This window comes from Thiopseudomonas alkaliphila, from assembly GCF_001267175.1.
GTDB classification, from domain to species: domain Bacteria; phylum Pseudomonadota; class Gammaproteobacteria; order Pseudomonadales; family Pseudomonadaceae; genus Oblitimonas; species Oblitimonas alkaliphila.
In genome coordinates, this window is sequence record NZ_CP012358.1 from 740,799 (window position 1) to 756,313 (window position 15,515).

The following is a 15,515-nucleotide window of genomic DNA, read 5'->3' on the forward strand; positions in this document are numbered from 1 at the left end:
TTATGGCGACCTATAATAAGGCTAAAAACCATGTTACGACTCTTATCTAAACCTGCGGTCAAGCTGGTAGAACGCTACCTGCCTGATCCTTATATCTTTGTGCTACTACTCACTATTGTGGCTGCCGTTTGTGCGCTATTTATTGAGCAAAGTTCACCCATCCAGATTGTCCGTTATTGGGGTAACGGTTTTTGGAACCTGCTGTCTTTCTCCATGCAAATGCTTTTGGTACTGGTTACCGGGTTTATGCTGGCTAACTCACCACCGGTCAAAAAGCTATTAGTGGCAATCGCTAAAACAGCTAAAACCGCTGGTGGAGCTATTTTATTGGTGACCTTTATTTCCTTGGCTGCCAGCTGGATTAACTGGGGCTTTGGTTTAGTGGTTGGCGCTATTTTTGCTAAAGAATTAGCTCGCCAAGTTAAAGTGGATTACCGCCTACTGGTTGCCAGTGCTTATTCGGGATTCTTGGTCTGGCACGCGGGATTAGCCGGCTCGATTCCACTCACTATTGCCACCGAAAATCACTTCAGTGCTGCACAAATTGGGGTGATTGGCACGGATCAAACCATTTTCTCCAGCTTTAACTTACTGATCGTGCTGTGTATTTTCATTGCAGTACCATTGGCCAACCGTTTAATGATGCCTAAAGCTGAAGACAGTATTTATATTGACCCTAAGCTACTAGAAGAGCCTGAAGAAGTTATCAGCAATGATCCTAACCGCCCTGCTGAGCGCTTAGAAAATAGCCGCACGTTAGCCTTACTCGTAGGCTTTCCTGGATTAATCTACTTAGTTGATTATTTCTTTAACAGTAGCGGCAGCCTGAACCTGAACATTGTTAACTTTATGTTCTTGTTTTTGGCCATTATTCTGCACGGTACCCCACAGCGCTTACTCAATAGCCTGCAAGAAGCAGTGAAAGGCGGTGCTGGAATTGTGATTCAGTTTCCTTTCTATGCCGGCATCATGGGCATTATGATTGATTCTGGCTTAGCTAAAACACTCTCGGAGTGGTTTGTCTCCTTCTCTAGCGCCGCGTCTTTGCCATTCTGGTCCTTTATCAGTGCCGGTATCGTCAATATTTTTGTTCCCTCTGGAGGTGGCCAGTGGGCGGTACAAGCGCCGGTGATGCTGCCCGCAGCAATTGAATTAGGCGCAGATATTCCACGGGTTGCTATGGCGGTTGCTTGGGGCGATGCCTGGACTAACTTACTGCAGCCATTCTGGGCTCTGCCAGTACTGGGTATTGCTGGATTAAAAGCCAAAGACATTATGGGCTTTTGTTTAATCTTACTGATTATTACTGGCGCGATTATTTCGCTGGGGCTTACCTTCTTTTAACCCCAATCCCTGATGATAAAAAATCCCACTGTAGTTAAAGCCACAGTGGGATTTTTCACATAACGATAGTTAGCCCTGCAAGCGCTGCAGCAACTCGATAAAAGCAGCCTCATCCAGCACCTTAATCCCTAACTCTTGAGCTTTAGTTAGCTTAGATCCCGCACTTTCACCCGCCACCACAGCACTGGTTTTACTCGATACTGATCCCGCCACCTTAGCCCCTAAAGCCTCCAAAGCCTGTTTACCTTGGGCTCGAGACAAACTACTTAAGGTACCGGTTAATACCCAGGTTTCACCCTGCAAAGGTAAACTGGGTGCCTCTACAGACGGCTGTACGCTCCAGTGCATACCAAAGGCTAGTAACTGCTGCTCGAGCTGATCAGCCTGCTTGAGTTGCTCGCTATCGGCCAAAAACTCACGCAAGACCTGGGCAGAGCGTTCGGGAAAGCGCTCAATACTACGTAAATCCAGCCAATCAGCAGCTTTTAACGCAGCAAAACTAGTAAACGCCTTAGCCAAACGCTGAGCATTAGTTTTAGCAATACCTGGTAAGTTAAAACGCTCAATAAATTCAGCAAAACTCACCGCTCCGACTAACTCTGGCGCAATAGCCTCTGCCTTAGGTAACTTCACACCATTTGTTTGCAGCTGAGAAACAACAGCCAGATTATGCGCGTCTTGAAAAAAGTTATAAATTTCATGGGCTACTTCATTGCCCACTTCCGGCAACCAGCTAAGCAAACTAGGCAGCGCTTGACTAATACGAGTCAAACCTCCCAAGGAACGAGCCAGTAACTTAGCCGTTTCTTCACCCACATTCGGAATACCTAACGCATAAATAAAACGCGCCAGACTCGGCTGGGTACTGGCCTCAATCGCATTGAGTAGATTCTGCGTCGATAGTTCCGCAAAACCTTCAAGCGTCAAGAGCTGCTCGGCAGTCAGTAGATATAAATCCGCAGGCGATTTCACTAAACCACGATCGACCAGCTGATCAATAATCTTTTCTCCCAGCCCATCAATTTCCATGGCTTTGCGTGAGACAAAGTGCAACAAGGCCTGCTTGAGTTGAGCTGGACAAGTTAAACGCCCGACACAGCGCCAGGTCGCCCCTTCACTACGAATGGTTTTTCCTTTGCTATGCCGCGCTAACTGGCTACGCTCTACTTCCGCACCACAAGCTGGGCACTCGCTTGGCATGCTGATCTCACGCGCGGCTGCAGGCCTGCGCTCTAGCACTACCTGGGTTACCTGTGGAATAACATCACCGGCCCGACGAATAATCACTGTATCACCAATTTTAAGGCCTAAGCGCTGCACCTCATCCATATTATGCAAGGTTGCATTGGACACGGTTACGCCCCCCACATGCACTGGTTTTAGACGTGCCACCGGGGTAATCGCACCGGTGCGTCCGACCTGAAACTCTACATCTAACAGCTCTGTCAGCTCTTCTTGAGCAGGAAACTTATGGGCGATCGCCCAGCGTGGCTCTCGCGCCCTGAAACCCAATTGCTGTTGCAGGGCTAAGCGATCGACCTTAAATACCACCCCATCAATTTCATAGCCTAGCTCAGCGCGCTTAGCGCCGAGCTGGGCAAAATACTGATTACAGCCTGCAATACCTTGTACCACCTGCATTTCAGGACTGATTGGTAAACCTAACTGTTTTAATACCTGAAGTGTTTGACTATGGCTATCGGCTAAAGGTTGGCTGACTAAGCCAACGCCATAGGCACAAAAAGTTAGCGGCCTCTGGGCAGTGATGCGCGGATCTAACTGGCGCAAGCTGCCAGCTGCCGCATTACGTGGATTGGCAAAGGGTTTAGTATTGGTTTCCAACATGCGCTGATTCAACTCAGCAAAAGCAGCTAGCGAAATATAAACTTCGCCACGCACCTCTAAGCGCTCGGGCACTGATTCACCCTGTAAGCGTAAAGGAATATTCCGAATCGTTCGTACATTACTGGTAATATCTTCACCTGTCGCGCCATCACCTCGGGTTGCGCCACGCACTAACTCACCCTGCTCATACAACAGACTCACCGCCAACCCATCGAACTTTGGCTCACAACAAAAACTTAACGGCTCATTGCTCGCCAATGCCTGTTCAATTCTGCGACCAAAGTCTTGCATTTCCTGCTCAGAAAATGCATTGCCTAGGCTTAACATCGGCAGCGCATGCTGCACTGTAGTAAAAGCTGCCAATGGCTGACCACCCACACGCTGGGTCGGTGAATCACGGCTGATTAACTCGGGATGTGCTTGCTCTAGCTGCTTTAATTGATTAAATAATCGATCGTATTCACTATCAGGAACACTGGGCTGATCCAATACATAATATTGATAGTTATAGTCATTTAATTGCTGACGCAATTGCTCAACTTGATCCTGTAATGGATGTGTCGTCATGAATCAGTACTCACTCAGGTGATACAGCTACCACTAGCTGTCTTCTGTTGCTTTGAAACAAAAAGAGCAGCCAAAGCTGCTCTTATTAATACACAATACCCTTAAAGCTTTAATCAGCGCTGTGCTGCAGTTTATTACGCAATTGACGCTGCTTAAACTCAAAGTTGGCAATCCGCTGACGATAATGTTCAACGGTTTGAGTGGTTAATACACTGGCTTGATCATCTTTTAAATCACCGCCTAAGCTGGTAGCTAAATGGGTAGCTGCTTCTAGCATCAACTCAAACGCTTCAGCTGGCGCACTTGGGCCTGGCAACTGCATAAAGAAAGAAACGGCCGGTGTTTTAAAGTCGTTAATGGTTTCCAGATCAAAAGTACCAGGAGCAACAGCGTTAGCCATCGAGAATAAAGTGTCGCCATGACCTGTCATATTGGTGTAACGATGGAAAATATCCATATCACCGTAACGCAGCCCATTAGATAAAATACTCTGTAATAAATCAGGGCCTTTAAAGCCTAGCGGCGAGCGCGCTAAAACAATAATCACTAACACTTCAGAGGGCTCTAAGGCTTTTTTGCTGGCGGCAGCTTCCGCCTCAGTCGCCGAAAAACTGGGCTCATCCTCTTTATCGGCAGTTAATCCTGAATCATCGGCATTGGTTTCAGTTGGTGTTATACGCTCAGACTGAGTGGCAGACAGCCTTGAGAAATCTTCGTTTGCATTGAGTGTGGGCTCATCCATAGCCAGATCATCTAGCGCTGAAAGTTTCGGCTCTGTTTTGGGCTTAACTACCCGAGGAGCGCTTAATATTTCAGACGAGGTACTATCACCCTCATCATCTTCAGGTGGTTTAGTCAGGTCAAACTTAAGCTTATTGCCGCTAATACGTCTCCAGCCATCAAATAGGATAGCGGCCATAGCGATCACGCCAATAATGATTAACCATGTATGTAGCCCTAACCCCATTACCTGAAACTCCAAAAATTAACCAATCAATAACAAAACACACCTTAAAGGCGGAACACCTAGTATAACTGAGATACAGATTAAGAAAATACTCGGTTGTTCCGTCTATTTACAATAAAAACTGCTTATTTAAACTTTTTCCGCTAATAGCTGCTGATAAGCCTCAATTTGCCGTGCAATTCCCGGCGCATCGAGTCCACACTCAGCCAACATTTGTTGTGGTGAGGCATGCTCTACGTAATAATCCGGTAAACCTAGCTGCAATACCGCAACATTCTGACCTTGGCTATGCAGATACTCGGTAACCGCACTGCCCGCTCCTCCCATAATCGCATTCTCTTCAATGGTTACCAGCAAACTATGCTGGCGTGCTAACTCTAGGGTCAAGGCGGTATCAAGTGGTTTAACAAAACGCATATCCACCACAGTGGCATCTAAATTTTCTGCTACCTCTAGCGCTGCGGCCAGCTGTACACCAAAGACTAAAATCGCCACTCCTGAGCCTTGGCGCCGCACCACACCTTTACCAATGGCTACGCTGTCTAAGCCTTCTTCAATCTTAGCTCCAGGTCCTGTGCCCCTTGGGTAACGCACAGCGGCTGGCCCGGCATATTGATAACCCGTGGTTAGTAATAAACGCAGCTCATTTTCATCACTGGGCGTCATAACCAACATATTAGGAATACAGCGTAAATAGGATAAATCAAAACTTCCGGCATGGGTCGGACCGTCTTCGCCGACTAAACCCGCACGATCAATGGCAAACAACACATCTAAATTTTGCAGCGCTACATCATGAATTAATTGATCATAAGCGCGTTGTAAGAACGTTGAATAAATCGCCACCACTGGCTTAGCCCCTTCACAGGCCATACCCGCAGCAAAGGTAACAGCATGCTGCTCAGCAATCGCCACATCAAAATATCGCTCAGGATAACGCTGACTAAAGGCAATCAAGTCTGAGCCTTCTTTCATCGCCGGAGTAATCCCCATCAAACGTGAGTCTTCGGCGGCCATATCGCACAGCCACTGCCCAAACACGTTAGAGTAACGTGGCTTAGCTACAGTTTTAGGCGCTACTGCCGTCTGTGCTCCACTAATCGCATGATAGGTAATAGGGTCAGCCTCAGCAGGACTAAAGCCTTTGCCCTTTTTAGTTACCACATGTAGAAACTGTGGTCCCTTTAAATCTTTTACATACTTTAACGCAGCAACAAGTGCCGGAAGATCATGCCCGTCGATAGGGCCAATATAGTTCCAGCCAAGCTGCTCAAACATCACCGCCGGTGCTAACAACGATTTAGCTTTTTCTTCTGTTTTACGCGCAATCTCTAACGCGCCTGGTAGCATCGACAGCAGCTTTTTCCCTTCTTCACGCACCGTGGTAAAAGGTGGGCTGGTTAATAAACGGGTAAGATGTTGAGACAAGCCACCGACATTATTTGAGATGGACATATCATTGTCATTTAGCACCACTAGCATATCGGCTTTAACTTCCGGCGCATGATTAAGCGCCTCAAAAGCCATCCCCGCGGTCATTGCACCATCACCAATAATCGCCACGGTTTTACGCTGCTCACCCTTTAATTTTGCGGCCACCGCCATACCTAAGGCAGCACTGATTGAGGTACTGGAATGCCCCACACCAAAGGTGTCGTACTCGCTTTCTTCACGCCGTGGAAAGGCGGCAATTCCATCTTTTTGGCGCAAACTGCTCATTTGCTCTAAACGTCCGGTGAGCATTTTATGCGGGTAGCCTTGATGCCCTACATCCCACACTAAGCGATCTTCCGGGGTGTTATAGACATGATGCAAAGCAATGGTCAGCTCAATCACTCCTAAACCTGCCGCGAAGTGCCCACCGGTTTCGCCCACTCGCCACAATAAATGCAAGCGCAACTCATCCGCTAACTGAGCAAGTTGCGGCTCGGTAAATAGGCGCAAGGTTTCCGTTTGCTGAACTTGATCCAGCAAAGGTGTCACTGGACGCGTTGTAGGAATTTCATGAAAAATTTTAGGCATTGCAGCATTCATAAAAAGTAAAAAGATGGCACAGTTTAACGTAAAGCGCAGTTTTAGCCCAATAAACTAGTACCCGTTATTATTGAACCCTAAATACTGCAAACTAAAAGCTGAGTCACTCACCGTTAAACGCAGAAAAGCCAGCAGTATAGCTGGCTTCTAACAAGAACAGGCGAATCCTTAAGCTTTTTTCATAAAGCAAGATTTCAGCATAAACTTCTGCCCATTCACTCGGCAATCAACGTCATGATCGCCCTCTACTAACTTAATATTAGTGATGCGGGTACCGACTTTTAATACGGTAGAGGTGCCCTTCACTTTTAAATCTTTAGTGAGGGTGACGGTATCACCATCATACAAAGGGGTGCCGTGGGCATCACGAAACTTAGACTCTTCAACGCTGCTTGAATCGTCTTGACCCGCTTCCATCGGCCATTCGTGACCACAGGTAGCACACACATAGTGGTCACGATCGGGATAAGTAATTTCTTCTGCACATGCAGGGCATGCTGGAAAATCTGCCATATTAACCTCAACTCAGACTAATTATTATTAGAACTGCCAAAGCAAACTAGCATTTCTGATCAGGATGAAACCTTATAAAACAATAAACCTCCCGAAGGAGGTTTATTGCGTAGCAGCTGAATAACCTAAAACTTAGTTTTGGTTTTCCATTTGCTGACGGATCAGGTCACCAATAGTGGTAGGACCTGCCGCTTCAGCGGCTGCAGTGTCTTGCTTACGCAATTCTTTCATCGCATCTTTTTCGTCTTCAGCGTCTTTAGACTTGATAGACAAGTTAATTACGCGTGCTTTACGATCAATATTGATGATTTTTGCTTCAACTTCGTCGCCTTCTTTCAACACGTTACGTGCATCTTCTACACGGTCACGACTGATTTCAGAGGCTTTTAAAGTAGCTTCAACTTCGTCAGCTAAAGTAACGATGGCACCTTTAGCATCAACTTCTTTAACTACACCTTTAACGATGCTGCCTTTGTCGTTGATTGACGCGTAGTTAGAGAATGGATCATCTTCTAACTGCTTGATACCGAGAGAAATACGCTCACGCTCTGGATCTACCGAGAGGATTACGGTTTCTAGCTCGTCGCCTTTCTTGAAGTTGCGAACCGCTTCTTCGCCAGCTTCGTGCCAGCTGATGTCTGATAAGTGAACCAGACCATCGATGCCGCCTTCTAGGCCGATAAAGATACCGAAGTCAGTGATTGACTTGATGGTACCGGAGATTTTATCGCCTTTGTTGAACTGGCTTGAGAAGTCTTCCCATGGGTTAGTTTTGCACTGTTTGATACCCAGAGAAATACGACGACGATCTTCATCGATGTCCAGAACCTGAACTTCAACTTCGTCACCAACGTTAACTACTTTAGATGGATGGATGTTTTTGTTGGTCCAGTCCATTTCAGACACGTGTACTAAACCTTCAACGCCTTCTTCTAATTCAGCGAAGCAACCGTAGTCAGTCAGGTTAGTTACACGGGCCATTACGCGAGTACCTTCTGGGTAACGCGCAGTGATTGCTACCCATGGATCTTCACCTAATTGCTTCAGGCCTAAAGATACACGGTTACGCTCGCGGTCGAATTTCAGTACACGTACTTCTACTTCGTCGCCAACGTTAACGATTTCTGATGGATGCTTGATGCGCTTCCACGCCATATCGGTGATGTGCAGTAAGCCGTCAACACCGCCAAGATCCACGAACGCACCGTAGTCGGTGAGGTTCTTAACGATACCTTTAACTTTCTGACCTTCTTGTAGGTTTTCAAGCAGTGCTTCGCGCTCAGCGCTGTTCTCTGCTTCAAGAACGCTACGACGAGAAACTACAACGTTGTTGCGCTTCTGGTCTAATTTGATCACCTTAAATTCTAGCTCTTTACCTTCGAGGTGAGTGGTGTCGCGTACTGGACGCACATCCACTAAAGAACCAGGTAGGAAGGCACGGATGCTGTTAACGTCAACAGTGAAACCACCTTTGACCTTACCATTAATAACACCAGTAACCACTTCCTCAGCGTTAAACGCAGCTTCCAGAACCAGCCATGCCTCAGCACGCTTCGCTTTCTCGCGGGATAGTTTGGTTTCACCAAAGCCATCTTCAACCGCGTCCAGCGCAACGGGAACTTCGTCACCCACTTTAATGGTCAGTTCGCCTTGTTCGTTTAAGAACTGCTCTACTGGGATTACACCTTCAGATTTCAGACCAGCGTGAACGGTTACCCAATCACCGTCGATATCAACAACTAAACCGTTGATGATCGAACCTGGTTGCATATCTAGGTCTTTTAGGCTTTCTTCAAAGAGTTCTGCAAAGCTTTCGCTCATGTTTATTCCTGCATGGATAGTGGGCTTAATTGCCCTAGCCACATTCCAGATCAATGTGGGTTCGTTAATTATAAAGTCAGCTAAAGTGCAGTGTCTGGGCTACTTGAGCTGCCTTGGCGAGCCTTATCTTAAAGCAAATAAGGACTCTACTAAACCAAGTGGCGCTCGGCCACCTGATCAAGAATTCGTTGCACCACCTGCTCAATACTCAGCTGCGTGGAATCTAGGATTAACGCATCTGGCGCGGGCTTAAGTGGCGCTGTTGCACGACCCATGTCGCGCTCATCGCGCTCACGAATCTCTTGCAAAAGACTCGCAAGTTTAACCTCTTCGCCCTTGGCTTTCAACTGCAAGTAACGTCTTTGTGCTCGCTCTTCAACGCTTGCCGTTAAAAACACCTTGAGTTCAGCATTAGGAAACACCACGGTGCCCATATCGCGGCCATCACACACCAAGCCTGGCGATTGGCGAAAATCATACTGGCGCTGCAGTAAGGCGGTGCGCACTTCGGGAATCGCTGCCACCTGAGAAGCCCAACCACCGACCTGCTCGGTACGAATGGTTAAGCTGACATCTTCACCAGCTAATAGCACCTGATCCTGCAAAAACTGTACCGGTAGATTTTTCGCCAAGGAAAGCAACTGCTCATTAGCACTAAAAGCCAACTGCTGTTGGCTAGCTGCCAGCGCCAGTAGTCGATACAACGCGCCTGAGTCCAACAAGTGCCAGCCTAGTTTTTTGGCTAAAATCCCAGCCACAGTCCCCTTGCCCGAGCCGCCTGGACCATCAATGGTAATCACCGGTGCCGCGCTGACTGCTGAGTTCATAGGCTGTGCTCTTCGCTGACATGCATACCGACTTTTTCACATAACTGTAAAAAATCAGGAAACGAGGTCGCCACATGAATCGCATCATGAATAATAATTGGCTGACTCGCACGTAATGCGGCAACACTAAAAGACATGGCAATTCGGTGATCGCCATGGGCCCAGACTTCGCCACCACCCATAGGCTGACCACCTTCAATCACGATACCATCCGGCAGAACTTCGGTTTTTACCCCTAGGGTAGCTAAACCATCGGCCATTACTTGAATTCGATCCGACTCTTTGACCCGTAATTCTTCGGCATCACGTAATACTGTTTTGCCTTCGGCGCAGGCAGCAGCGATAAATAAAACAGGAAACTCATCAATCGCCAGGGGAACTAGATCGCTAGGAATTTCAATTCCTTTTAGCTGACTGGAGCGCACTCGAATGTCAGCGACTAGCTCACCACCCACCTCATGCACTCGCTCAAGGCTCAGATCAGCGCCCATTAAGCGCAAAATATCAATGACTCCAGTACGGGTTGGGTTGATGCCCACGTGCTCTAGCACCACTTCTGAATTCGGCGCAATACAAGCAGCCACCATAAAGAATGCCGCCGAAGAAATATCCGACGGTACTTCAATCTTGGTTCCGGTTAATTTGTGGCCACTTTCAACCTTAGAAATAGCGCCATGCACTTCAACTGGGTAACCAAAACCGCTCAGCATCCGCTCGGTATGGTCACGGGTCGGCGCTGGCTCTTCGACCGAGGTTTCACCCCCAGCATATAAGCCCGCCAGCAAAATACAAGATTTTACCTGAGCGCTGGCCATTGGCATCTGATAATGCATACCCGTGAGTTTTTGTCCGCCACGAATGGTCAAGGGGGGTCGCCCCTCTGCAGCGGTTTCAATTACCGCACCCATTTCCCGCAACGGTTTTGCAATCCGGTTCATCGGCCGCTTAGATAACGAGGCATCACCGGTCAAGGTGCTATCAAACGGCTGCGCCGCCAGCAACCCTGACAGCAAGCGCATGGTAGTGCCTGAGTTGCCCACGTAAATAGGGCCTGGCGCCGGCTTCAAACCATGTAAGCCGACCCCATGCACCACTACTCGTCCCTCTTGGGGGCCTTCAATCACCACCCCCATATCACGAAAGGCCTGGATAGTGGCTAAGGCATCTTCACCCTCTAAAAAGCCTTCAATTTCGGTTTTGCCTTCGGCCAAGGAGCCGAGCATGATTGAGCGGTGCGAAATAGACTTATCGCCTGGCACGCGAATCGTGCCCTGTACGTGTCCGCCTGGATTGGCAATAAATTTCAAATCATGATTCTGCATGGTGTCTACATAGGCCCTGCGAGCTAAAATTTTACTGAAATGTTCTCTGGCCATTTTGGCACGAGTGAAAACACCTAATAGATAATGTCCATCATGTTCTGCAACTGCCGTACGCAGTTGCTGCAAGTCATGGGTAAACGCATCTAACTGGGCTAATACAGCCTCTGAATTAGCTAAAAAAATATCATGCCACATCACCGGATCACTGGCTGCAATCCGGGTAAAGTCTCTAAAACCGCCAGCAGCATAGCGAAATATTTCTAAATTTTCATTACGCTTAGCCAAGGAGTCCACTAAGCCAAAGGCTAGTAGATGCGGCAGATGACTGGTGGCGGCGAGTACCTGATCGTGATATTCCACGTCCATAAACTCAACCTCAGCACCCAACAGCTCCCACAGCTGTTTAACGCAGGCTAAGGCCTGCGCTTGAGTATTCGGTTCAGGGCTTAAAATCACTTTATGCTGGGCAAAAAGCTCGGCATTGGCTGCGGTTACCCCGCTTTTTTCTGAGCCAGCAATCGGATGACCAAACACAAACTCAGGCGGCACCTCACCAAAAATCTCAAGTACTGCTTGGCGTAACTGTGTTTTACTGCTCCCAACATCAGTCACTATTACCTGCTGTAACTCCAGCTGATGTAACTGCTGCAGGGTTTTCTCCATTGCCAAAATCGGCACTGCCAACACGATCACATCCGCCGTGCGGCACACTTCAAGACTATCGCCCGCTTGATCGACAATCGCCAACTGTTCAGCCAAGCGGCAGGAGTTCTGATTAAGATCAACCCCTAGCACCTCGGAGAAATACCCCGTTTGCTTAATTCCCTTAGCAAAGGACGCGCCAATTAGTCCCAGGCCAACTACCACTAAACGCTGCATTGGCGCTGGATCGAATAGCCGCTTGCCCTTACTTGGCATCCGCAAGCACCTGCTCTAAGACCTCAATAAAGCGTGCGTTTTCTTGCTCAGTACCCACAGATACACGCAAGAATGTCGGCATCGCGTATCCGGCCACCGGGCGCACAATCACACCTTGCTCCAGTAACGCCTGATTGATCGGCGCCGCATCACGGGCAAAATCCACCGCAATAAAGTTACCACGCGATTCAATATAACTTAATCCAAGCTCATCAAAGGCCGTACTGAGCTGCTGCAAGCCATGCTTATTACTGGCTCGACTTTCTTGCAAATACTCATCATCTTCCAGTGCCGCCACTGCCGCCACCAAGCCTAAGCTGTTGACGTTAAAAGGCTGGCGAATACGATTCAGCACATCCGCAATCATCGGCGAAGAAATCGCATAACCAATACGGAGCGCTGCTAAACCATAGGCTTTGGAGAAGGTTCGAGATACGATCAAGTTGGCATGATTGGCCAAAAAACCCATGCCATCGGGCAACTCACCAGGCTCGGCATACTCAATATAGGCCTCATCTAGCACGACAATCACATGCTCAGGCACCTGGGCTAAAAAATCAGCCAATGCCTGTTGATCAAACCACGTACCCGTTGGATTGTTCGGGTTCGCAATAAATACCACCCGAGTATTGGCATCGATCGCAGCCAAAATAGCCGGTAAGTCATGCCCATAGTTATTTGCTGGAATTTCACGACACTCAGCCCCCACTGCCATCGTCGCAATCGGGTAGACAGCAAATGCATGCTGACTAAACACCGCATTTAAACCAGGAGCCAACCAGGCTTTAGCCACCAACTCCAAAATATCATTGGAGCCATTGCCTAAGGTGACTTGCGCCGGCTCAACGGCGAACTTTTGTGCCAGCGCTTGCTTTAAAACAAACCCATTACCATCGGGATAACGCGTTAACTCAGGCACCGCCTGACTAATCGCCGCAATCACTTTTGGACTCGGGCCTAATGGGTTTTCATTACTGGCTAACTTAACAATTGAATCGAGCGGCAAGCCTAGCTCACGGGCTAGCTCATCAGCGGGTTTACCCGGCACATAAGGCGCTAACTGTTGCACACCAGGTAACGCTTGGGCTAAAAAATCAAAACTCATGACTGTCCCCTTAAGCAAAACGACCTCATTACTGAGGCCGTTAAACTGTATCTAACTCATCAAAGGATTAAAGTACCGCTTTTGGGTAGGAACCCAAGACTTTGACCCCAGCACTGCCTTGGGCAATTTTTTCCAGCGCTGATTTCACCAGCGGGTCGGACTGATGCCCAAGCAGATCAATAAAGAACACATAGGTCCATTTACCACTGCGCGACGGACGCGTTTCAATTCGCGTTAAGTCAATCCCATGCACATGAAATGGGATCAACAGCTCATGCAACGCGCCAGGTTTGTTGTTCACAGAGACAATAACTGAGGTTTTATCGTCACCCGTAGCCGGTACATGCTGATTACCAATGATTAAAAAGCGCGTGGAGTTATCAGGACGGTCTTCAATTTTCTCATCGAGAATTTTCAACCCATACAGCTGCGCTGCCATATCACCTGCAATTGCGGCACTGTTCCACTCACTTTTCACCCGTTTCGCTGCTTCAGCGTTACTGGCTACAGCGACACGCTCTACATTTGGATAATGAGCATCAAGCCACTTACGGCACTGCGCTAGCGACTGGGCATGGGAATAAATACGTGTAATATGATCAGTTTTAGTGTTTTCACCCACCAATAAATGATGGTGAATGCGCAGCTCAACTTCACCACAAATAACCAGATCGTGCTCTAAAAAGCTGTCGAGGGTATGGTTAATTGCCCCTTCAGTGGAGTTTTCTACCGGAACCACACCAAACTGCATTGCCCCAGCAGCTACTTCACGGAAAATCTCATCAATCGCCGCCATCGGCTTGCTGGTTACCGCTTGGCCAAAGTGCTTTAAAGCAGCGGCTTGGGAGAAGGTTCCTTCAGGTCCCAAATAAGCCACCTTGACTGGCTGCTCTAATGCAAGACAGGTTGACATGATCTCGCGAAACAAGCGCGCCATTTCTTCATTATCAATCGGCCCTTGGTTCAACTGCATGATACGCTTGAGCACTTGTGCTTCGCGCTCAGGACGATAGAAAATAACTTCTTCGCCTTCTTGCTGCTCACGGGTTTTAATATGACCCACTTCTTGGGCACAACGCGCACGCTCACTGATCAGCTCGAGAATTTTCTCATCCAGCTGATCAATCCGAATGCGTAACGCGTGTAACTCTTGCTCACTCATTTACGCTTGTTCCTTTTCAAATTCACGCATGTAATCCACTAAGGCTTGCACCGAGTGAATATCCACTGCGTTATAAATCGAGGCACGCATGCCACCGACCGAGCGGTGGCCTTTTAGGTTTAGTAAGCCACGGGCTTCAGCACCGACTAAAAACGCTTTATCTAAGCGCTCATCGGCTAAACGAAACGGAATATTCATCCACGAGCGCGCATTCAGAGCCACTGGGTTGTTATACAACTCACTTTGATCAATAGCACTGTAAAGCAGGGCTTGCTTTTCGCGATTTCGCGCTTCCATTGCCGCCACACCGCCTTGCTCTTTGAGCCACTGAAAAACCAAGCCTGCTAAGTACCAAGCGTAGGTTGGTGGTGTGTTATACATTGAACCGTTATCGGCCGCGGTTTGGTAATTAAGCATGGTTGGACAAATTGCCCGCGCCTGCCCCAGCAGGTCTTCGCGGATAATCGCGACCACTAAGCCACTAGGACCAATATTTTTCTGCGCGCCCGCATAAATCATGCCAAAGTCGGCCACATTGATTTGGCGTGACAGAATATCCGAAGACATGTCCACCACTAACGGCACTTCACCGGTTTGTGGTACCCAATTAAACTGTACGCCACCAATGGTTTCGTTCGAAGCATAGTGCACATAGGCCGCATCTGGCGTTAACTGCCATTGGCTCTGTTCTGGAATTCCAAAGTAATCCAACTCTTTACCGCTGGCAGCGATATTGATTTGCCCAAAACGAGCCGCTTCTTGGCTACTTTTGCGTGACCAAATTCCGGTATCAATGTAATCCGCCACCTTGCCTTCAGGCAGTAAGTTCAGAGGAATCTGAGCAAACTGCTGGCTGGCACCGCCTTGCATAAACAACACTTTATAGTTGTCTGGAATCTGCATTAAATCACGCAGATCTTGCTCCGCCTGCTCAGCAATGGCTACATAGTCGGCACTGCGGTGACTCATTTCCATCACCGATAAACCTTTGCCTTGCCAATCGAGCATTTCCGCTTGGGCGCGCTGCAATACTGCTTCGGGGAGCGCAGCAGGTCCTGCGCAAAAGTTATGGGCTCTACTCACTTAGCTT

11 protein-coding genes are annotated in these 15,515 nt (G+C 48.2%); 1 reads left to right on the forward strand and 10 read right to left on the reverse strand.

The window, feature by feature from the left end:
- Positions 1–30 precede the first annotated feature (30 nt).
- Entirely contained in the window at positions 31–1,344 is a 1,314-nt protein-coding gene (locus AKN87_RS03600; RefSeq protein ID WP_053102493.1) for a short-chain fatty acid transporter, read from the forward strand.
- A gap of 69 nt (positions 1,345–1,413) precedes the next feature.
- Here AKN87_RS03600 and ligA read toward each other — a convergent pair whose 3' ends face one another.
- The 10 genes from ligA to serC form a co-directional block, all read right to left on the reverse strand.
- Positions 1,414–3,756 carry an NAD-dependent DNA ligase LigA gene (gene ligA, locus AKN87_RS03605; RefSeq protein ID WP_053102494.1) on the reverse strand — a complete coding sequence of 781 codons (2,343 nt, stop codon included), beginning with the start codon at positions 3,754–3,756 and terminating at the stop codon, positions 1,414–1,416.
- A gap of 109 nt (positions 3,757–3,865) precedes the next feature.
- Complete coding sequence (gene zipA / locus AKN87_RS03610; RefSeq protein WP_053102495.1) at positions 3,866–4,723, reverse strand: cell division protein ZipA; 858 nt, start codon at positions 4,721–4,723, stop codon at positions 3,866–3,868.
- 129 nt (positions 4,724–4,852) lie between these two features.
- Positions 4,853–6,745 (reverse strand): 1-deoxy-D-xylulose-5-phosphate synthase, encoded by a 1,893-nt coding sequence (gene dxs, locus AKN87_RS03615; RefSeq protein WP_053102496.1) that lies wholly within the window; start codon positions 6,743–6,745, stop codon positions 4,853–4,855.
- Between the two features lie 180 nt (positions 6,746–6,925).
- Positions 6,926–7,270: a zinc ribbon domain-containing protein YjdM gene (locus AKN87_RS03620; RefSeq protein WP_053099663.1), complete on the reverse strand. Its 345-nt coding sequence runs from the start codon at positions 7,268–7,270 to the stop codon at positions 6,926–6,928.
- Positions 7,271–7,402: 132 nt separating this feature from the next.
- A complete protein-coding gene (gene rpsA / locus AKN87_RS03625; protein WP_053099664.1) occupies positions 7,403–9,091 on the reverse strand; it encodes a 30S ribosomal protein S1 in 1,689 nt (562 codons plus the stop codon).
- A 149-nt stretch (positions 9,092–9,240) separates the two neighbouring features.
- A complete protein-coding gene (cmk, locus tag AKN87_RS03630) occupies positions 9,241–9,918 on the reverse strand; it encodes a (d)CMP kinase (protein WP_053102497.1) in 678 nt (225 codons plus the stop codon).
- Positions 9,915–12,158, reverse strand: a complete 2,244-nt coding sequence (locus AKN87_RS03635; RefSeq protein ID WP_053102498.1) for a bifunctional prephenate dehydrogenase/3-phosphoshikimate 1-carboxyvinyltransferase — start codon at positions 12,156–12,158, stop codon at positions 9,915–9,917. The genes cmk and AKN87_RS03635 overlap by 4 nt, the downstream gene beginning before the upstream one ends.
- On the reverse strand, positions 12,148–13,263 hold the full coding sequence (gene hisC / locus AKN87_RS03640) for a histidinol-phosphate transaminase (RefSeq protein ID WP_053102499.1): 1,116 nt from the start codon (positions 13,261–13,263) through the stop codon (positions 12,148–12,150). The genes AKN87_RS03635 and hisC overlap by 11 nt, the downstream gene beginning before the upstream one ends.
- Before the next feature lie 67 nt (positions 13,264–13,330).
- Positions 13,331–14,425: a prephenate dehydratase gene (gene pheA, locus AKN87_RS03645; RefSeq protein ID WP_053099668.1), complete on the reverse strand. Its 1,095-nt coding sequence runs from the start codon at positions 14,423–14,425 to the stop codon at positions 13,331–13,333.
- Complete coding sequence (gene serC / locus AKN87_RS03650) at positions 14,426–15,508, reverse strand: 3-phosphoserine/phosphohydroxythreonine transaminase (RefSeq protein WP_053102500.1); 1,083 nt, start codon at positions 15,506–15,508, stop codon at positions 14,426–14,428. It lies immediately after the preceding gene.
- Positions 15,509–15,515: the final 7 nt, after the last annotated feature.